Below are 19,304 nucleotides of genomic sequence, written 5' to 3'. Positions count from 1 at the left end.
GAAACAGACAGGACACCCCATGGCGAAGATTCAGGTCAAGAACCCCATTGTCGAGATCGACGGCGACGAGATGACGAAGATCATTTGGCAATGGATCCGCGAACGGCTGATCCTGCCTTACCTCGACGTCGACCTGAAGTACTACGATCTCTCCGTCGAAAAGCGTGACGAGACCGATGACCAGATCACCGTCGATGCCGCCAACGCCATCAAGCAGTACGGCGTGGGCGTGAAGTGCGCCACCATCACGCCCGACGAAGCGCGCGTCGAGGAATTCAATCTCAAGCAGATGTGGCGTTCGCCCAACGGCACGATCCGCAACATCCTCGGCGGCACCATCTTTCGCGAGCCCATCGTAATCGACAACGTGCCGCGCCTCGTGCCCGGCTGGACCGATCCCATCGTGGTCGGCCGTCACGCTTTCGGCGACCAGTATCGCGCCACCGATACGCTGATCCCCGGCAAGGGCACGCTGCGCATGGTGTTCGAAGGCGAGGACGGCCAGAACATCGACCTGGAAGTCCACCAGTTCGACCAGCCCGGCGTGGCGATGACGATGTACAACCACGACGAGTCCATCCGCGACTTCGCCCGTGCCAGCTTCAACTACGGCCTCGACCGCGGCTGGCCGGTGTACCTGTCCACCAAGAACACCATCATGAAAAAGTACGATGGCCGTTTCAAGGACCTGTTCCAGGAAGTGTTCGACACTGAAGGTTTCAAGGAAAAGTTCGAAGCCGCAGACATCGGCTACGAGCATCGCCTTATCGACGACATGGTGGCCGCTGCACTCAAGTGGAACGGCAAGTTTGTCTGGGCATGCAAGAACTACGACGGCGACGTGCAGTCCGACATCGTCGCCCAGGGCTTCGGCTCGCTCGGCCTGATGACCAGCGTTCTGATGACGCCCGACGGCAAGACGGTGGAAGCGGAAGCCGCGCACGGCACCGTCACGCGTCACTATCGCCAGCACCAGCAGGGCAAGGCCACCAGCACCAACCCGATCGCTTCCATTTTCGCGTGGACGCGCGGCCTGATGTATCGCGGTCGTTTCGACAACACGCCGGACGTGGTCGCGTTCGCGGAATCGCTGGAAAAGGTCTGCATCAGCTGTGTCGAAAGCGGCAAGATGACGAAGGACCTCGCCCTGCTCATCGGCCCGAACCAGAGCTGGATGACGACCGAGCAGTTCTTCGAAGCCATCGTGGAAGGACTGGAAGCCGAGATGAATAAGCAGGGGCTGGCGTAAGTTGCCAGGCCTTCGTTCGTGACCAAGGCCCGCCTTGAAGTCCGCCAGGCGAAGATTGGCGATATTCGTAATATCGCCAATCTCGCCAAGCGTGTTTACGAGGATTTTGTCCCGTACACACAAAGTGAAATACGCGGACAGATAAACAATTACCCTGAAGGTTGCTTCGTCGCTTTCCTGGACGACGAACTGATCGGCTATTGCGCATCCATGCGAATTGCCGGAGACAAGGCGCTGCGTCCTCACGGCTGGGACGAGATTACCGGCAAGGGTTACGGCAGCCGCCATGACCCGAAGGGCGATTGGCTCTATGGGTATGAACTGTGCGTTGACCCCAAGACGCGGGGCACGCGTATCGGCCGTCGCCTTTATGAAGAACGCCGCGCCCTTGCCGAGCAGGAAGAACTCAAGGGCATCGTGTTCGGCGGACGAATGCCGAACCTGTCACGTAGTTGGCGGCGTGTGGAAGGGCCGGCAGATTATCTGGAGAAGGTCATCTCCGGGAAAATTCACGATCCCGTGATCCGCTTCCAGCTTGCCAACGGTTTCGAACCCATCGGCATTCTCAAGAACTACCTGCCCGAGGACAAGCGTAGCCGCGCCTTTGCCACGCACATGGTGTGGCGCAATCCCTTCGTGGACCAGGAGGCAAGCCCCAAGGCCCGCGTGCCGCGCGGGGTGGAAAACGTGCGCGTCGCCACCTGCCAATTGCAGGCCCGCGCCGTGAAGGACTTCGACGAATTCATGCGCCAGGTGCGCTATTTCGTCGATGTTGCAGCCGATTACGAAGCGGACTTCATCCTCTTCCCCGAAATGTTCACGCTGATGCTGCTGAGCGCGGAAGAGAAGGAGCTTTCCCCGCTGGAGAGCATCGAGCGCCTTTCCGAATACACGCCGCGCATCCGCGAGGCGCTGTCGGACATGGCGCTGAAGTTCAACATCAACATCATTGGCGGCTCGCACCCCACCCGCATGGATGATGGCGACATACACAACGTCGCCATGGTGTGCCTGCGTGATGGCTCCATCCACGAGCAGGAGAAGATTCACCCCACGCCCAACGAGGCATATTGGTGGAACATCCACGGCGGCGACAGCGTGGACGTGATCCAGACCGACTGCGGCCCTGTGGGCGTGCTGATCTGCTACGACAGCGAATTCCCCGAACTCGCCCGCCGCCTGGCGGACGAAGGCGCGCGGATCATCTTTGTGCCCTTCTGCACGGATTCGCGCCAGGGTTACATGCGCGTGCGCTACTGCGCCGCCGCTCGCGCGATCGAGAACCAGGTCTACGTCGTGATGAGCGGCAACGTGGGCAACCTGCCCAACGTCGCCAACATGGATATCCAGTACGCGCAAAGCTGCATCCTGACGCCCTGCGACTTCCCCTTCGCCCGCGACGGTATCGCGGCGGAGGCGAGTGAGAACGTCGAGACACTGACGATCAGCGACGTGAATCTGGCAGACCTCGCATGGGCACGCGCCGAAGGCACGGTGCGCAATCTGGCCGACCGCCGCTTCGACCTCTATCGGATCGAGTGGGAGCAGAAAGGCTCCGGCGGCGATGCCGCCGACATTAGCGGCCCGCCGCCCACGCGTCAGCATGGGCCGGGTGGCGGCTGACGCTTACACCCTGTAGGGCCGCCTTAAGAGCGTAACTAGCTCAGTCTCATCGCGGATTGCGGAACTCCTGCGCGGTCAGCAGAACGCCAGCGAGGAAGCCCGCAAGCACGAGTGCCGTTCCCATTTCAGGCACCCACTCGGTAGGAGCGAACGCTGACGTCGCTGCCAGCAGCAGAACCGTCGCCGTGAGGACGGCAATCATCAGGACGACGACGTGAGGCGCACGCAGGAAACGCAACGCCAATCTGCGGACTACGATCGTAAGAAGGAGAACCGGTACGAGCGCGGGGATGAGCCATGCGATTATCGTCATCTTCGCGAAACTCCCCTGACGCTGCACAGAGACGCGGAGGTCACTACGCCCGCTGCGCCGTGCCTTCTGCGGTAACCGCAGTCGCCTTGCTCACCATCCAGATCGCCAGCCACGAGGCGGCGAATCCCGGAATGATCTCGTAGACGCCTGGACCGCCGAGGAACTCGCTGTTCCAGCCAAGGGCTATCCACGCCATCACGACGCCCGCGCCCACGACGAGGCCTGCGACCGCGCCCGCGCCGGTCATGCGCTTCCACGTCAGCGACAGGATGATCAGAGGCCCGAATGCGGCACCGAAGCCTGCCCAGGCATTGGCGACCAGCGCCAGCACGCCGCTTTCGGGATCGCTGGCGATCAGGATGGCGGCCACGGCAACCAATGCGGTGCTGATGCGGCCCACGGTCACGGCTTCGCTCTCGCTGGCATCCTTCTTCAGGAACAGGCGGTAGAAATCCTCGGTCAGCGAGCTGGAGCTGACCAGCAGCTGCGAGGAAATCGTCGACATGATCGCGGCCAGCAGCGCGGCCAGCAGGAAACCGGTGACGAACGGGTGGAACAGCGTGTTGGCGAGCAGGATGAAGATCGTCTCCGAGTTCTCCAGCGTCAGCCCGTTCATCTCCACGTGCGCGCGGCCCGCAAGGCCCACACCGAGGGCGCCGATCAAGGCAACCAGCATCCAGCCAAGGCCGATGTTGCGGGCGGTTTTCACCCCGCCCTCGCGGATGGCCATGAACCGCACGATGATATGCGGCTGCCCGAAATAGCCGAGGCCCCAGGCGATGGCCGAGAGGAAGCCGATGACGGAAAGCCCGCCGAACCAGCTCAGGAAGTTGGGATCGACATCGCGCAGGACATCCGCAGTTGTCCCCCACCCGTCGCCGAACAGCACCACCAGCGGCATCACCACCAGCGCCACCACCATGATGCAGCCCTGCACGAAGTCGGTCAGGCTGACCGCCAGGAAACCGCCGACCATGGTATAGGCCAACACCACCAGCGCCGTCAGCAGCACGCCTGCCATATAGGGGCTGAAGCCCATGACGGGCGCGTCGATGAAAGTGCTCTCGAACAGCAGACCACCGCCGACAAGGCCCGCTGCGGAATAGACCGCGAAGAACACCACGATGATGATTGCCGAGGTCACCCGCAGGGCGACGGCCTTGTCCGGAAAACGGTTGGCAAGGAATTCGGGGATGGTCAGTGCATTGCCGTACTGGACGGTCTGCTTGCGCAACCGCGGTGCAACCACGATCCAGTTCACCACGGCCCCGAGGAAGAGGCCAATGCCGATCCACGCCTCGACAAGCCCGGAAAGATACAGCGCGCCTGGCAACCCCAGCAGTAACCAGCCTGACATGTCGGACGCCCCGGCGGACAGCGCGGCCACGGCCGGCGGCAGGTTCCGTCCGCCCAAGAGATAGCCTTCGCTGTCTTCCGTCGAGCGTTTCCAGGCATAGAGCCCGATGCCGAGCATCAGGATGAAATAGAGGGCGAGTGCAATCAGTGTCGGTGTCTGCATGGTGTCCATGCATACAGAACGCGCGAGGCTTGTCACCCGCTGCGGCCAACTTTGTCATAGCTTTTCGGGACAAGCCGCTGCAGCGCAATATATCGGTTGTTATCCTGCAACCGATCTTCGATAATGACCTGTAATGCACGGTGCCGAAGCAATTTCCCCCATCATGAAGGACGCGCTCGTTATCCTGGGCGCTGCCGGAATTGTCATCCCCCTGTTCGCCCGTTTCCGGGTGACGCCAATCATCGGCTTCATCCTCGTTGGCCTGCTGGTGGGCCCCTACGGTCTTGGCCGCATGGTGATGGAATACGAATGGCTGTCGCACGTCACCATCACCGATCGGGAGCGGCTTGAGCCGTTTGCCGAATTCGGCATCATTCTGCTGTTGTTCGCCATCGGGCTGGAACTGAGCTTCAAACGCCTGTGGCAATTGCGAAAGCTGGTGTTCGGCCTCGGCGCGCTGGAATTGCTGGTGATCGGCTCGCTGATGGCATCTATACTCTCAATGATGGGGCAGTACTGGACCGGGGCCATGGCGCTGGGCCTTGCGCTGGCGTTCTCTTCCACTGCCCTGGTGCTTCCGATTTCGGGCACGAACACGCCGGTGGGCCGCGCTGCACTTTCCATGCTGCTGTTCGAGGATATCATGATCGTGCCGGTCATCTTCCTCCTTGGCGCGATGGCACCGTTCGCGCAGGCGGAAGGTCTTACGGGTCTTTGGGATACCTTGCTGCACGGGCTGATCGTGGTCGTCATATTGATGGTCGGCGGACGTCTGCTGCTGCCGCGCCTGTTTGCCCAGGCTGCACGCACCAAGAGCCCGGAACTCTTCCTCGCCGCAAGCTTGCTAGTGGTGATCGGCGCCAGTCTGGCCACGGCATTCGTCGGTCTCTCGCCCATCGTGGGCGCGCTGATAGCGGGCCTGCTGATTGCCGAGACCGAGTATCACACCGAAGTCGAGGGCATCATGGAGCCGTTCAAGGGTCTCGCTCTCGGGATCTTCCTGATCACCGTGGGCATGAGCATCGACCTTGCCACCATCTGGGACAACCTCTGGCTGATCCTTGCTGCCGTGGTTGGCGTATTGACTCTGAAGGCCGTCGTCACCGGTGTCCTGCTGCGCCTGATGGGTGCGCGGCGCAGCACCGCGACCGAGACGGGTATCCTGATGGCCAGCCCTTCCGAGACGACACTCATCGTCCTCGCTGCAGCCACGAATGCCCTGTTGATCCAGCCCGGAACAGCGCAGTTCTGGCAGATCGTGACAGCCATCGGCCTCACCATCACGCCGCTTCTCGCGCTCTTGGGTCGCCACGTGGCTGGCCGCGTCGAGCCTGCACCTTCGCTGGAGGAGATCGATGGCGATCCCACGACACCGCGCGTCGTGATCGTCGGCTTCGGGCGCGTCGGCAGGCTGGTCGCGCAGATGCTTGATGCCCACGGCAAACCCTATGTCGGCGTCGATGCCGATGCAGACCTGATCGAAAGGGCGCGCCGCGAGGGCTATTACGCCATTTACGGCAATGCCATGCGTTCAGACGCGCTGGACAGGCTGGGCATCGACAACGCCCCAGCGGTCATTTTGACGATGGACGAACACGTCCTCGCGCAAAGGCTGGTCAAGAAATTGCGCGCAGCGCGCCCTGACATGCCGATTATCGCCCGTGCGCGTGACAGCTTCCATGCGGCCGAACTCTATCGAAGCGGCGCTTCGACTGCGGTGCCGGAGACGCTCGAAAGCTCCCTGCAATTGTCCGAGGCGGCATTGGTGGACCTGGGCGTGGCCATGGGCCCTGTAATCGCGTCCATTCACGAGAAGCGCGATGAATTCCGCGAGCAAATCCGCGAGGAAGGCGCGCTTGAGAACAAGCCGAAACTGCGCACCAGCACGGCGGAAAGCTGAAAATCTCGGAAATACGGCCGGGTTAGTACGTTGTTGGGGAAAGGAGATTTTCCCATGAGCGAACAGAAAGACCCGACGAAGCCAACCCCGAACGACGAGAAGTTCAAACCCAAGAATGTTGCGAGCGGGCAGGAGAACGGCCGTGCGACGCGCAACATGAAGGATGTTCCGCGCGGAAGCGACGGTGATCGCCGCCGTGCAGCACAGAACCGCACGGACTGACCATCATACGGACTGTTAGCTAGAACTTATGCCGCTACGGTCGCCAATGCCTCGCGCACGGCGGCCAGGGCGGCATCTGCATTTCCGCCATCCGGCCCTCCGCCTTGCGCCATATCGGGACGGCCACCGCCACCCTTTCCGCCAAGTGCCTCGACACCGACGCGAACCAGATCGACAGCGCTGATCCTGTCCGTCAGGTCATCCGTTACCCCGACTGCAAAGGCAGCCTTACCGTCGTTCACAGCGCAGATGGCGGCAACACCTGAACCCATGCGCGCTTTCGATTCGTCCAGCAGGCCGCGCAATTCCTTGGGATTCATGCCCGGTAGCACCTGTCCGGAGAATTTGACCCCGCCAACTTCCTCGTCGCTCTGAGGGGCGGCACCACCGCCGCCACCGAGAGCAAGTTGCTTCTTCGCTTCGGCCAGTTCACGTTCCAGTGTCTTGCGCTCGTCGACCAGTGCCGCCACACGCGCTTCGACCTCATCAGGTACCGTCTTGAGCGTAGCCGCCACGGATTTGAGAGCTTCCTCCCGGTTCACGATCCACTGCCGCGCGGCCTCCCCTGTGAGCGCCTCGATCCGCCTGACGCCTGAGGATACGGCACTTTCCGAAATGACGCGAAACAGGCCGATGTCGCCGGTGGCCCGCACGTGCGTGCCACCGCACAATTCGACGGAGTAATTGCGTCCGCGTCCATCCCAATTCGGACGCCCGATGGAAAGTACGCGCACTTCCTCGCCGTATTTCTCGCCGAACAGCGCCATAGCACCCGCTTCGATGGCATCGTCCGGGCTCATCAATTGCGTGCGCACCTCGTCGTTGGCGCGGATTTCGGCATTCACTTCGGCCTCGATGGCGGCAAGCTCCGCCGGGGCGATCGGCTTGGGATGCGAGAAATCGAAGCGAAGGCGATCCTCGGCGACGAGCGAACCCTTCTGTGTCACGTGCTCACCAAGGTGATTGCGCAGGGCGGCATGGACAAGGTGCGTCGCCGAATGGTTCGCACGGATCTTGTCGCGGCGCTCCGCATCGATGGCGAGATGAACGGTATCGCCCACTGCGACGGTTCCGGATTCGATCTTGCCGTGATGTGCATGGAGGCGACCGAGTGGCTTCGAAGTATCGGATACCGCGATCTGCAGGCGATGGTCGCCGGTGATGACGCCAGCATCGCCAGTCTGACCGCCGCTTTCGCCATAGAACGGGGTCTGGTTGGTCAGGATCGTTACTTCCTGCCCGCTGTCGGCCCTTTCAACCTCCTTGCCATCGACGACGAGCGCGACAACCCGGCCCTCGCCTTCGGTCGAGGCATAGCCGGTGAATTCGGTCGCGCCCTCGCGCTCGGCAATATCGAACCAGTGATCGCCATCTGCAGCCGCTCCGGACCCTTTCCAGGCGGCACGCGCGGCGGCCTTCTGCTGGGCCATGGCGGCATCGAACCCCTCGCGATCCAAGCCGACGCCGCGTGAACGCAGGGCGTCTTCGGTCAGGTCGTAAGGGAAACCGTAGGTGTCGTAGAGCTTGAACGCAGTTTCGCCCGGCAAGCTGTCACCTTCGCCCAGATTACCCGCTTCCTCGTCGAGCAGGCGCAAGCCCTTCTCCAGCGTCTGGCGGAAGCGGCTTTCCTCCCGCTCCAGAACTTCGGTGATCAGTGCTTGGGCGCGGCCAAGATCAGGATAGGCCTGACCCATTTCGCTCACCAGTGTTGGCACAAGGCGGTGCATCAGCGGCTTGTCTGCGCCCAGCAGATGCGCATGACGCATTGCGCGGCGCATGATCCGGCGCAGCACGTACCCGCGCCCTTCGTTAGACGGCAGGACGCCGTCGGCGATAAGAAAGCTGGTGGAGCGTAAGTGGTCCGCAATCACCCGGTGACTGGCCAGCGCGCTGCCCTCGGCGCGCGCATTGGCGAAATCTTCGCTGGCAGCGATGATCGTCTTGAACGTATCGGTTTCGAAAACGTTGTGGACGCCCTGGAGGACCGTGGAAATACGCTCCAGGCCCATGCCGGTATCGATGCTGGGCCGCGGCAGGTCGCCGGTAATCTCGTCGGCTTCCTGCAAGTGCTGCATGAAGACGAGGTTCCAGATTTCGACGAACCGATCGCCGTCTTCATCCGGAGAGCCCGGAGGTCCGCCGGCCACGTCCGGTCCATGGTCCCAGAATATTTCCGAGCAAGGGCCGCAGGGTCCATCGGAGCCCATGGCCCAGAAATTGTCCTTGGTGGGAATGCGGATGATGCGATCTTCGGGAAGGCCCGCAATGCGCTTCCACAGATCGAAAGCTTCGTCATCGGTGTGATAGACAGTGGCCGTGAGGCGTTCCGGATCTAGGCCGAATTCCTTCGTGACCATCGTCCAGGCGAGTTCGATCGCACGTTCCTTGAAATAGTCGCCAAAGCTGAAATTGCCGAGCATCTCGAAGAAAGTCAGGTGGCGCGCGGTGTAGCCGACATTGTCGAGATCGTTGTGCTTGCCGCCGGCGCGCACGCATTTCTGGCTGCTGGTGGCGCGCGGAGCGGGCGGCGTTTCGACGCCCGTGAACACGTTCTTGAACGGCACCATGCCCGCATTCACGAACATGAGCGACGGATCGTTGTAAGGCACCAGGGGCGCGGACGGGACGATCTGGTGATCGTTGGCCGCGAAGTAATCGAGAAAGGTGCGGCGGATATCGTTGGTCGAAGTCATGCAAGGCGAATTAGGGGGCAATTGGCCCTCCGGCAAGCCGCGTTGCACCACTAACTAGCCTTCTTTGCCGTCACGATCCATGCGGCGGCGGGCAAGGCGACGATTCCGTCGTGGTCATGTTTCTCGCACAGGGCGCGCACCCGGTCGAGGAAGCGGTCCTTCTCATGGCCTTCCAGCTCGGCAGACGCCCGAGCCGCGGGACCGATACGGGAGAAATATGCAAAGGCTTCCTCCACCGCATTCTCGCCAGCTCCGGCGATCATCGGAAAATCAACTGCCTCGAAAGCGACATCGGTCCATCCGCCGGCCATGAGGAGCGAGTTGACCCGCTCCTTGTCGGCGAACGCGAAAGGACCAGGTGCTTCAGGGTTCATGGGAGGCGGAGGTTCCGGCAGGAGCTTGCCGACTTCGGTGAAGAACGGGTTTTCGGATACGTCGCGGAAGCACGAGAACATCAGCGAAGCTCCGTCCTGCGCCTGGTCGGCGAGGTTGGCGAAGGCTTTAGGCGGGTCGTCGAAGAACATCACGCCATGACGAGAGACGAGAAGATCCGGCTCCGCCGCCGCATCAGCCGTCCACTCTGCAGCATCGGCTAGGATGAACCGCACGTTCCCCAGCTGGCTCCCGCGTTCGCTTGCGGTTTGCACGAGTTGCGGAGAGACATCGACACCCGTGACGGACACATCCCGGCGACCGCGGGCGATCGCAAGGGAGAGTTCGCCCGCGCCGCAACCGATATCCAGGACGTTGCGGAAGGTGAATTCTCGCGTTCGTTGCAGGAGCCGTTCGGTCAGGCGGGTGAAACTGCGATCTGTCCTGCGCCATTCGGCGGCCCAGGTCTCGCCGCTCTTGCCCTGCCACTCGCTCTTGTCGACCAACACGTTTCTCCCGGTACAGACGCCGGTGTTATCGGGCGGCTCGACACTCGGCAATGTGCAAGATGCGAAGAAGCCGGCGTTGGGGGCACGAATGCCACCGCTCGCCGGCTCCGGTTTCGCAAGGCCATCGGGACTGGAGGTTTCCAACTATCCTGGAACACCTGGAACACAGTCCTGGAGGCAAAGCCCCCGTCGGCCTTCTTGAGGAGATCAGTCTTCGGGGTCCGCGTCCGGCCCTGTCATCATCTCCTCGGCGACTTCGTCGGTTTTGCCGCGGATCGCAGCCTCCAGCTTGTCGCAAACTTCGGGATTTTCCTTGAGGAAGGTCTTGGCGTTCTCGCGGCCCTGGCCGATGCGAACGCTGTCGTAGCTGAACCACGAACCGCTCTTCTCGACCACCCCGGCCTTCACGCCGAGATCGAGAATCTCGCCGATCTTCGAGATACCCTCGCCATACATGATGTCGAACTCGACCTGCTTGAACGGCGGGGCAACCTTGTTCTTCACCACTTTCACGCGGGTGGCGTTGCCCACCACTTCGTCACGATCCTTGATCTGGCCGGTGCGGCGAATGTCGAGGCGAACGGAAGCGTAGAACTTGAGCGCGTTGCCGCCCGTCGTCGTCTCCGGGTTGCCGTACATCACGCCGATCTTCATGCGCAGCTGGTTGATGAAGATCACCATGCACTTGGAACGGTTGATCGAGCCGGTCAGCTTGCGCAACGACTGCGACATGAGGCGCGCCTGGAGGCCAACATGGCTGTCGCCCATCTCGCCTTCGATCTCGGCACGCGGCACCAGTGCTGCAACCGAGTCGACCACGAGAATGTCGATCGCGTTCGAACGCACCAGCGTATCGGTGATCTCCAGAGCCTGCTCGCCCGTGTCGGGCTGCGAGACGATCAGTTCATCGATGTCGACGCCCAGCTTCTTGGCATAGACGGGATCGAGCGCGTGCTCGGCATCGACGAAGGCAGCGGTGCCGCCCGCCTTCTGTGCTTCTGCAATGCAGTGCAGAGCCAGCGTGGTCTTGCCCGAGCTTTCAGGCCCGTAGACCTCGATCACGCGGCCCTTGGGCAGGCCGCCCACGCCGAGTGCGATATCGAGCCCGAGCGAGCCGGTGGAAATCGATTCCACCTGCATGGCTTCCTTCTGGCCCAGCTTCATTGCCGAGCCCTTGCCGAATGCACGATCGATCTGGGCAAGTGCGGCGTCCAGCGCCTTCTGACGGTCCACGTTGGATTCCTTTTCAACCAATTTCAGATTTGCACCTGCCATGACATGGCCTCCATCTGCTTGCTAGGGTCTTGTCTAACTCTTCAACAGCAGCAGATGTACCCACTTTGTTCCATAAGAACAAGAGTGGAACAGAATTTTTGTTGGAGTTTGCGCAGCAGGCACGCATTTCTGCCATTGGCGGCGGGAAATCGCGCCTAGTCAGTCACTTTCCCAACCTGCCAATCCAGGGTCCGCGTTCCGTTTGCCGGAACATTCACCAGAATGATTCGCTGGCCGTTACGCAAACGCTCCCGCAGGCCGCGAAATCGCCATTGGCTGTTGAAGCCAAGCTGGACGCGCACGGTAGCGGGGTGCGGACTGGCATTGGTGAGCGTCGCGCGCGCATCCATCCAGCGCGCCCCGCCCTCTCGCGGGTCTTTCGCCCCGGCGTGGTTGCAGGTGACGAACACCTGCGTGGATTCGCCGAGCGAAAGTTCGACATCCTGACCGGATGCGTAATCGCGCAGCGTTTCCTCCGCCACCAGCAGTTCCCCGCGCGGCCCCCGCTCGAAGACCGAGACCGTGCCTGTGGGCAGCGCCACGCCGAGCCCGTGTTCGTCATCGTTCACCGTTTCCAGCAGGAGGCGTGCTGGTGCGGGATCGGCGTTCCAGTTCCACGGCGTGCAATCGCTTTCGTAAACGAGTTCGCCCTCGACGCCTTCCTCGCGCAGGAAGGCGACCTGCTTGAGCCCCTGCGCGTTCACATCGACCGGCACGGGCACCCGGTAGAGCTTCAGATCGCCCAGCTGCTCTTCCCCGGCCATTACCGGCGCTGCCGCTTCCATCACCTCGCGCGATACGCGTGATCCGGTGACGACGATCCCGTCGGCCATCATGGCAGCTGGTGCTGGCGGTGGAGGTGGTGGCGGAGGCGGCGGATAATTGACGGGTGAGCCGCGCGCGGTGCTGCCGATAGGATAGCAGGTGAGACGAAGCGGCCTCGCCGTCGGGGGATCGGCCAGGTCCTGGAAGTCGCTGGTCACGTTCAGCGTGCCCGCAACGGCCATCAGTTCTGCGTCGGGGAAGCTCTGGCCGTTGTCGTTGAGGATCGTCAGCCAGCTCGTCAGGTCGAAACGGACATCGTCGGCGTCGCGGCCTTCGTGGAGGGTGGCGACATAGCTCGCCTCCCAGTCGAAGCCCCAGGCGAGGTAGGAGAGCGTGACCGTATATGTGCCGCCGCTGGCATCGCGGGTGTCGATGGAGAAAATCGGTTCGGGCGAGAGGCCATCGGGAATGTCATCGAACGTCAGCCGTTCGGGCAGGCCGGAGCAGCGCACCGCCTCGTAGCCGTCCTGCGTTTGCAGGACGATACCGCCGTCGGCGCGGGTGCGGATGATCGCGTCCTCGCTCGCTGCCTCTCCGGTGCCGGGATTGGTGCGGGTAATGGTGACGCGGTTGCCAAGCGTGCCGTCCACTAGTGCGGCAGGGCTTAGCAGGTCGGCGTTGCGGTTCTTCTCGATCGTGCCACCCGGCAGGCCGGTGACGATGGCGGAAACGGCAACCATGCCTTCAGCCACGCCTTCGAAGCGGATGCGGGATTCCCCCGGCGGCAGGGTAACGGTGCGGGTTTCGGAAATCATCGCGAAACCCTGCGGCCAGCGCGTGTTCATCGTGCCGCCGACGCCGCGATTGGGGTCACGGTAGACAGTAACGGCGAGGCTTTCCGGCTGGCTCGCCTCCACGATTGCGCGATCCTGCGCGTTTGCCGCTGTCGAACAGGCCACGGCGAGAGACGCCATGACTGTCGCTCTAAGTGAGGCAGGGTGGCGCATCGCCCCTCCCCTCAGAACCGCGTCTCGTAAGTCACGCGCACCTCGCGCTCGCCGTTGGCGGGCACGGAGACGCGATAGAGGCGCGTGTCGCGGTTGATCTGCTCGCCTTCCACGTCCTCGCTCACCACGCGGAAATCCCAGCCCCACCAGTACTGGCCAAGGCCGTTCTGCGTGAGTTGAACAACCACCGGCTCCGGCTTGGCATTGGTAAAGGTGTATTTCATCGTGGTGCGATAATAGTCGACCGCGCGCTCCACCTCGACTTCGCGCACCACCTGGCCATCCTCGATCACGCGGTAACGGCGGCTCGCTTCGTATTCGGCGGCAGTAATCCGTTCGCGGTCCTCGACCTCGGCCTGCATGTAGACGTCGAAAGCATCGCCCGTGCGCAGCGAGAGCGTGCTGCCCATGGGCGTGTGGCCGATGCCGTTCTCGCCGATGAACTGCGGATTTCCCTCCGCATCGCGCTGGTAGAAGCGGACGGTGCCCGCCGGCAGCGCGTCGCCCAAGCCGCCTTCGCGGCTAGAGTTGAAGCTGATGGCGGAAGAGGCAGGGCGGAAATCCTCGTCGTTCGCCAGCCAGTAGGCGCCGATCGAATAGACGCGGTTCGCGGGCACGCCCTGCACGTCGAGGAAGCCGACCTGCTTGGTCTGCGCGTTGGCGATCGTGGTGCGCTCTTCCAGCGGGTAGAGGTAGAAATCGCCGAGGCGCTCGCGGTCGGCAGTCTGGGTGCCGGGACGCACCATGTCGCGGCGCGGCCCTCCGCCGCCATTGGGGGAGCCTGCCACGAGCAGCGTATCGGCCGCATGGAAGGTGGTGCCGGTGGTATTGGTGAGCGTGACCCAGCCTTGCATGTCCACCGTGCCGTTCGTTTCATCGAACAGCGCGACATAGTCTGCCGTCCAGCCAAGGCCCGGCGTAAGGTAGCGGATGGATGCCTCGCGCGGACCGCTGCTGGTGGAATTCAGGGTGACGGACAAGGTCGGGCGCGCGCGCAAGTTGGGCGGAACCTCGTCGAACACCACGCGTACGGGCAGGCCGTCGTCGCGCAGCACCTCGATCCGGTCACCAATGCGAACGACCACGCCGCCTGCGGTGGAGAGGACTTCGGCGCGTTCGCGCACTTCGGCGCCGGTGGCGGGGTTCGTGCGCACCAGCGTCACGGTCTGGCCGATGGCCTTTTCCATCAGCTTTGCTGGCGTCAACAGGTCGAAGTCGAAGTTCTGCTCGACGATGGCTGTATTCTCGGCATTGAAGCTGAGCGTTGCCGGGCGGATCTGGGCGGAGACATCGGGAAACTCGATGCGGGTGGTGCCACGCGGGATATCGAGACGGCGGATATCCTGCACCAGCGACTGGCCGTTCTGGTAGATGGTTACGGAGACGTCGCCCTGTGCCGTCCCCTCCTGCACCTGCTGTTGCGCTGCTGCGGGCAGCGTCAGCGCGCTGGCGGCGAGAATTGCGGCGGTTATCTGGCGGATAGAATTCATGTCGGCAGTCCCTCCCTCTACACGACGATGATATAAGGTATCACGACCTGTATCGCTCATGAACGCCGGAATCATCCTTTGCGATCAGGACGCTAACCGCCTTTGCGTGGGTTCGCCAGCACTTCGCCAACCTTGTCCGCGATTTGCCTGACGCTGAAGGGCTTGGGGATGAAATGCATAGCCTCGATATCGATCTCGTCGCGAAGCTGGCCTTCGGCATATCCCGACATGAACAGGATGGGCAGGTCCGGATTGGTCTTGCGGATTTCGCGCGCCATGGCCGGGCCATCCATGCTGGGCATCACCACGTCGGACACGACGAGGTCGAACTCGTGCTTGCCGGACTGGACGATTTCCAGCCCCTCGTCCCCGTCGCTGGCGGTGACGATGGTATACCCCTGCCGCGCCAGCGCGCGCTCGGCGACGGCGCGGACCATGTCCTCGTCCTCCACCACAAGGATGCAGCCGCCGCCCGACCAATCGCGGCCCTTCTCTTCCACCTCGGCGCGCTTGAGTTCTTCCTCGGTCGCCTCGTGCACGGGCAGGTAGATGGTGAAGCGCGCGCCCTTGATGCCGCCGTCGGAAGCCTTGGCGTTGGAAGCGAAGATGAACCCGCCCGACTGCTTGATGATGCCGTAGACGGTGGAAAGGCCGAGGCCGGTGCCCTTACCCTGTTCCTTGGTTGTGAAGAACGGCTCGAAGATCTTGCCCAGCACGTGCTGCGGGATGCCGCCGCCGGTATCCTCCGCGATCAGCACGGTGTAGTCGCCCGCAGGGATGATCTCGCTGCCCATGCGGCGAATGTCCTTAGCCTCCACCCGGCGGGTGGCGAAGGTCAGCGTGCCGCTGGCACCCTCTCCGCCGCCGCTGGCCTGGATCGCATCGCGGGCGTTCACGGCGAGGTTGATGATCACTTGCTCGAGCTGGCGCGGGTCAGCGCGCACGGGACCGAGTCCGCGGTCGTGCCTCACTTTCAGCGTGATCTTGGCGCCCAGCAGGCGCTTCAGAAGGTGGCTGACTTCGCTCAGCACGTCGGGCAGTTGCAGCACTTCGGGTTGCAGAGTCTGCTGGCGGCTGAAGGCGAGCAACTGCCGCGTCAGGCTGGCGGCGCGGTTGGAGTTCGCCTTGATCTGCTGGATATCGTCGTAGTCGCTGTCGCCCGGCGTGTGGCGCAGCAACATGAGGTCGCAGTAACCGATGATGGCGGTGAGCACGTTGTTGAAATCGTGCGCGACGCCGCCCGCCAGTTGGCCCACGGCCTGCATCTTGGTGGCCTGCGCCACCTGCCGCTTCAGCCGCGCTTCCTCTGTCGTGTCCGCCAGCGAAAGCAGCACCGCCGCTTCCCCCAGCCCGCGCACGCCGGCAAGGCCGATGCTGACAGGCTCGTCCGGATCGCCGCGCAGGCGCACGGCCACGTCGCCGCTGGAAGCAGGCCCCTGGCCATAGCGTCGCACGGCATCGGACATGGCGGTCTTGTCGCGCGGCACCACCAGGTCCGAGGGATAGGGCGGCAGGTCAGCCCCGATGCCGGATGCCCGCCGAAAGGCGGGATTGGCGAACAGAAACTTGCCGTCGCGGTTGGTGGTGGCAAGGCCCAGCGGCAACTGTTCCAGCAGGCTTTCCAGCTGTGCCGCCTGACCCTTCGCTTCCCCGCCCCAGCCGCCTAGGCCGATGCCGGAATCGATAAGCAGCATGATCGAGGGCGCTTCGGCAGCAGCCTTGCCGGGCACCTGTTCCACTGCCGCAAGATCGGGATCGACCAGCGGCACCTGCACCAGCGTTTGCGGAGAGCCCTTCTGCCCCTCGCGCGCAAAGAAAATGCGTTCGCGATCGTCCGAACGCAGCAGGCGCACGAATTCCTGGCCCGACATGCTGGCGTTCTCGTCACCCAGCGCACGGCGCGCAAGCGTAGGGCTGGCCGCGCGCACCATGCCATCGGGCGAAACCAGCGCCACTGCGATCCCGGCAGAGCCGAGCACGCGGCCGAACAGGCCGGTGATATGGCCGCCGATCCCGGCCAGCGGATTGGTGCGGGTAACGGGCGTGAAGCGCCAGACGAGATAGTCGTCCCCGCCGCCTGCGCGCACTGCGCGGGCTTCCCAGCTCTTCTCCTCGTCGGCGACGACCACAGGCTCCCCGCCCTGCCCATCGCGCCAGGCGGCGCGTGCCAGCCGCGTGAGCTTTTCCGCGCTGGTGCCATCCACCGGCAGGCGCGGCGGCGCGTTGCTGGAGCCAAACCACAGTTCGAACGTGGCGTTGGCACAGACAAGGCGGTTGGCGCGGTCGGTGATGGCGACGGCCTGATCCGCGCGCTCTATGGCGGCAACGGTCACGGACCAGTCTGGCGTATCGGCAACGGGATGTGCCTGCGCGCCGACACGTGCCCGCGCGGCGGCAAAGGCAATCAGTCCCAGCACCACGAGGCCGCCCGCGTATGCGAGCGTCGCCGCAGCGTTGGAAGTCGCAAGCTGGATAAGGGCAATGCTGGCCAGCACGGCGGCCGCCACGGCGATCACGTCGATCAGGCGGCCCGATTCCTTCGCATTGACGATCTTCATTGCGAAAGCCCTAGCAAAGCCCCCCGCCGCGCCCTAGCCGGCACGGTAGGCCAATGCCCGAAAATGTTCATTCGGCAGGTTGCGGCGTCTTCAGTTTACCGGGCCGCTGCCCCCACTTGCGCGCCACCATGAAACGCCAGGCGAAACTGGCGACAAGATAGCCGACTGCGGCGCCGACCACGGCCAGCACGACGAAGCCGAATGCGGCGACGCCGGCAATCTCCGCCCACTGGGCGAACTCCTGGAACCACGTGCTCTGCACATGCTCGTTCGCAGCGCCGGTGGTGGCAGCGTCGATCTTCAGCACGAACTGGCCCAGCTTGTGCGCGATCACCGCCCAGAAGGCGACGGTGAAGGGGTTAGTGATGAGGGTAGTGACGGCCGCCAGCGGAAGGTTGGCGCGCGACGGCAATGCCAGCGCGACCGCAAGGATCGTCTGCCCCAGGGGGATGATGAAAGCGGCAAACACGCCCAGCGCCACACCGCGCGGCACACTGCGGCGATTGAACCGCCACAGTTCAGAGCGCGCAATCGTGCCAGCGACCGGAGCGAGCCAGCGATTTTTCGCCATCTCCTCCTTCTCTGGCATTTTCGGCATCCGTGCCGAAAGCCATCGAGTCGCCCTTTTCATCATGGGTTGGCCCATACTCCTTTGCGTCGCCATTCCTAGATGGTTTTAGCCCAGCAGATGACAACCGTCGCTTAACGGTGATGTGCGGTTTCAGGCGACATTTTCGCCCCACTCACGTCACCGCGTGTCGCATTCTTCCATTCGGGTGCGAATTCAGCCCTTTTCGCGCATCAGGCGCGCCTTGTCGCGCTGCCAGTCACGATCCTTGATCGTGGCGCGCTTGTCGTGTGCTTGCTTACCTTTCGCCAGAGCCAGCTCGACCTTCGCCCGGCCCCGCCCGTTGAAATAGACGGAGAGGGGCACAAGCGTCATGCCCTTGCGCTCCACGGCGCCGAACAGGCGGTTGATCTCGCGCTCGTGCAGCAGCAGCTTGCGCGGCCGCTTGGGTTCGTGGTTGTGACGGTTGCCGTGGCTGAATTCAGGGATGTTGGCGTTGACCAGCCAGACCTGCCCGTCCTTCACCTCGGCATAGCTTTCGGCGATAGAGCCCTCGCCCGCCCGCAGGGCCTTCACCTCGGTGCCCTGCAAGGCGATGCCCGCCTCGAAGGTATCCTCGATAGAATAGTTGAACCGCGCCTTGCGGTTTTCTGCGACGACCTTCTGCTTGTCGAACGTGGCGTGTTTGGGGCGGGCCATGGGAGGGTGCATGTAGGCGTTCGACCGCCAAGTGCAAACCCCGCAATGCGCGGCTTTGCTAACGCACGAGGATCGAGCCTGTCATGCCCCGCAGCGAATGGGTGAAGTGGGTGCACTCGACATCGTAGGCACCGGCAAGAGGGATCAGGCGAAGCTCGACAGTCTGGCCAGCGCCGATCTCGACGGTGCCGTTGGCGATGATCGGCGCTTCGGACTGCGCAATCTGCACGGCCGCGAAGAAATCGGGCGCCGTGAAGCTGTGCGGCCCGTCCGCGTCGTTCACCATCGCGAGCACGATGGGACGACCGGCAACAAGGGTGAGCGTGCGCGGCTCGAAGCTGTAGTCCTTCAGATGGACTTCCACGCGCGGGGCCGAGGCAAAATCGGTTGCGGCAGGCGCGATCAGCGGATCGAGCGAATAGAGCGAGGCGCAGCCCGTCAGCAGCAGCGCGAGTGCAGGAATGGCGAATCGGCGCATCTCATTGAAACTCCGGAAAGGATTACGTGCCCCGTCGCGCGGACCTACGCTCGTCACAGCGCCG

Annotated in this window: 15 protein-coding genes; 4 read left to right on the top strand and 11 right to left on the bottom strand. The window is 63.2% G+C overall.

What is annotated here, in order from left to right; genetic code table 11:
- Positions 1-19: 19 nt before the first annotated feature.
- Positions 20-1,249, top strand: a complete 1,230-nt coding sequence (locus D4Q51_RS13175) for an NADP-dependent isocitrate dehydrogenase (RefSeq protein WP_120078259.1) — start codon at positions 20-22, stop codon at positions 1,247-1,249.
- Positions 1,250-1,267: 18 nt separating this feature from the next.
- Positions 1,268-2,872, top strand: a complete 1,605-nt coding sequence (locus D4Q51_RS13170; protein WP_120078256.1) for a bifunctional GNAT family N-acetyltransferase/carbon-nitrogen hydrolase family protein — start codon at positions 1,268-1,270, stop codon at positions 2,870-2,872.
- 46 nt (positions 2,873-2,918) lie between these two features.
- On the opposite strand, the gene D4Q51_RS15795 is transcribed toward D4Q51_RS13170, so the two are convergent.
- Both D4Q51_RS15795 and putP read right to left on the bottom strand, forming a co-directional pair.
- On the bottom strand, positions 2,919-3,074 hold the full coding sequence (locus D4Q51_RS15795) for a hypothetical protein (protein WP_162925330.1): 156 nt from the start codon (positions 3,072-3,074) through the stop codon (positions 2,919-2,921).
- A gap of 154 nt (positions 3,075-3,228) precedes the next feature.
- On the bottom strand, positions 3,229-4,713 hold the full coding sequence (putP, locus tag D4Q51_RS13160) for a sodium/proline symporter PutP (protein ID WP_338068475.1): 1,485 nt from the start codon (positions 4,711-4,713) through the stop codon (positions 3,229-3,231).
- A 124-nt stretch (positions 4,714-4,837) separates the two neighbouring features.
- Here putP and D4Q51_RS13155 point away from each other — a divergent pair, with 124 nt between their 5' ends.
- Together D4Q51_RS13155 and D4Q51_RS15790 are read left to right on the top strand one after the other, a co-directional pair.
- Positions 4,838-6,604 (top strand): cation:proton antiporter domain-containing protein, encoded by a 1,767-nt coding sequence (locus tag D4Q51_RS13155; protein ID WP_120078250.1) that lies wholly within the window; start codon positions 4,838-4,840, stop codon positions 6,602-6,604.
- 54 nt (positions 6,605-6,658) lie between these two features.
- Positions 6,659-6,826, top strand: a complete 168-nt coding sequence (locus D4Q51_RS15790; protein WP_162925329.1) for a hypothetical protein — start codon at positions 6,659-6,661, stop codon at positions 6,824-6,826.
- Between the two features lie 26 nt (positions 6,827-6,852).
- Here D4Q51_RS15790 and alaS read toward each other — a convergent pair whose 3' ends face one another.
- From alaS to D4Q51_RS13110, 9 genes are all read right to left on the bottom strand, one after another.
- Positions 6,853-9,519, bottom strand: coding sequence for an alanine--tRNA ligase (gene alaS / locus D4Q51_RS13150; protein WP_120078248.1), 2,667 nt, complete (start codon positions 9,517-9,519; stop codon positions 6,853-6,855).
- A 50-nt stretch (positions 9,520-9,569) separates the two neighbouring features.
- Positions 9,570-10,397: a class I SAM-dependent methyltransferase gene (locus D4Q51_RS13145; RefSeq protein ID WP_162925328.1), complete on the bottom strand. Its 828-nt coding sequence runs from the start codon at positions 10,395-10,397 to the stop codon at positions 9,570-9,572.
- A 210-nt stretch (positions 10,398-10,607) separates the two neighbouring features.
- Positions 10,608-11,675 (bottom strand): recombinase RecA, encoded by a 1,068-nt coding sequence (gene recA / locus D4Q51_RS13140; RefSeq protein ID WP_120078243.1) that lies wholly within the window; start codon positions 11,673-11,675, stop codon positions 10,608-10,610.
- 155 nt (positions 11,676-11,830) lie between these two features.
- The gene (locus D4Q51_RS13135; protein ID WP_120078241.1) at positions 11,831-13,414 is read right to left on the bottom strand and encodes a DUF4139 domain-containing protein; all 1,584 of its coding nucleotides are present in this window, start codon (positions 13,412-13,414) and stop codon (positions 11,831-11,833) included.
- Positions 13,415-13,458: 44 nt separating this feature from the next.
- Positions 13,459-14,937 (bottom strand): DUF4139 domain-containing protein, encoded by a 1,479-nt coding sequence (locus D4Q51_RS13130; RefSeq protein ID WP_120078238.1) that lies wholly within the window; start codon positions 14,935-14,937, stop codon positions 13,459-13,461.
- Between the two features lie 92 nt (positions 14,938-15,029).
- Positions 15,030-17,495 (bottom strand): response regulator, encoded by a 2,466-nt coding sequence (locus tag D4Q51_RS13125; RefSeq protein WP_120078236.1) that lies wholly within the window; start codon positions 17,493-17,495, stop codon positions 15,030-15,032.
- 67 nt (positions 17,496-17,562) lie between these two features.
- The gene (locus tag D4Q51_RS13120; RefSeq protein ID WP_120078755.1) at positions 17,563-18,084 is read right to left on the bottom strand and encodes a DUF2062 domain-containing protein; all 522 of its coding nucleotides are present in this window, start codon (positions 18,082-18,084) and stop codon (positions 17,563-17,565) included.
- A gap of 195 nt (positions 18,085-18,279) precedes the next feature.
- Positions 18,280-18,762, bottom strand: a complete 483-nt coding sequence (gene smpB / locus D4Q51_RS13115; RefSeq protein ID WP_120078234.1) for an SsrA-binding protein SmpB — start codon at positions 18,760-18,762, stop codon at positions 18,280-18,282.
- A 58-nt stretch (positions 18,763-18,820) separates the two neighbouring features.
- A complete protein-coding gene (locus tag D4Q51_RS13110; protein WP_120078231.1) occupies positions 18,821-19,240 on the bottom strand; it encodes a cupredoxin domain-containing protein in 420 nt (139 codons plus the stop codon).
- Between the last annotated feature and the right edge of the window lie 64 nt (positions 19,241-19,304).

This window comes from Aurantiacibacter odishensis (assembly GCF_003605195.1).
GTDB lineage: Bacteria > Pseudomonadota > Alphaproteobacteria > Sphingomonadales > Sphingomonadaceae > Alteraurantiacibacter > Alteraurantiacibacter odishensis.
The sequence above is the reverse complement of the archived record's forward strand: the minus strand, read 5'-3'. Positions and strand labels throughout refer to the sequence as shown.

Coding starts and splice junctions, on each gene's coding strand:
- D4Q51_RS13175 (WP_120078259.1), top strand. CDS start 20: ATGGCGAAGATTCAGGTCAAGAACCCCATTGTCGAGATCGACGGCGAC.
- D4Q51_RS15795 (WP_162925330.1), bottom strand. CDS start 3,074: ATGATTGCCGTCCTCACGGCGACGGTTCTGCTGCTGGCAGCGACGTCA.
- putP (WP_338068475.1), bottom strand. CDS start 4,713: ATGGACACCATGCAGACACCGACACTGATTGCACTCGCCCTCTATTTC.
- D4Q51_RS13155 (WP_120078250.1), top strand. CDS start 4,838: ATGCACGGTGCCGAAGCAATTTCCCCCATCATGAAGGACGCGCTCGTT.
- D4Q51_RS15790 (WP_162925329.1), top strand. CDS start 6,659: ATGAGCGAACAGAAAGACCCGACGAAGCCAACCCCGAACGACGAGAAG.
- alaS (WP_120078248.1), bottom strand. CDS start 9,519: ATGACTTCGACCAACGATATCCGCCGCACCTTTCTCGATTACTTCGCG.
- recA (WP_120078243.1), bottom strand. CDS start 11,675: ATGGCAGGTGCAAATCTGAAATTGGTTGAAAAGGAATCCAACGTGGAC.
- D4Q51_RS13135 (WP_120078241.1), bottom strand. CDS start 13,414: ATGGCGTCTCTCGCCGTGGCCTGTTCGACAGCGGCAAACGCGCAGGAT.
- D4Q51_RS13130 (WP_120078238.1), bottom strand. CDS start 14,937: ATGAATTCTATCCGCCAGATAACCGCCGCAATTCTCGCCGCCAGCGCG.
- D4Q51_RS13125 (WP_120078236.1), bottom strand. CDS start 17,495: ATGAAGATCGTCAATGCGAAGGAATCGGGCCGCCTGATCGACGTGATC.
- D4Q51_RS13120 (WP_120078755.1), bottom strand. CDS start 18,084: ATGCCAGAGAAGGAGGAGATGGCGAAAAATCGCTGGCTCGCTCCGGTC.
- smpB (WP_120078234.1), bottom strand. CDS start 18,762: ATGGCCCGCCCCAAACACGCCACGTTCGACAAGCAGAAGGTCGTCGCA.
- D4Q51_RS13110 (WP_120078231.1), bottom strand. CDS start 19,240: ATGCGCCGATTCGCCATTCCTGCACTCGCGCTGCTGCTGACGGGCTGC.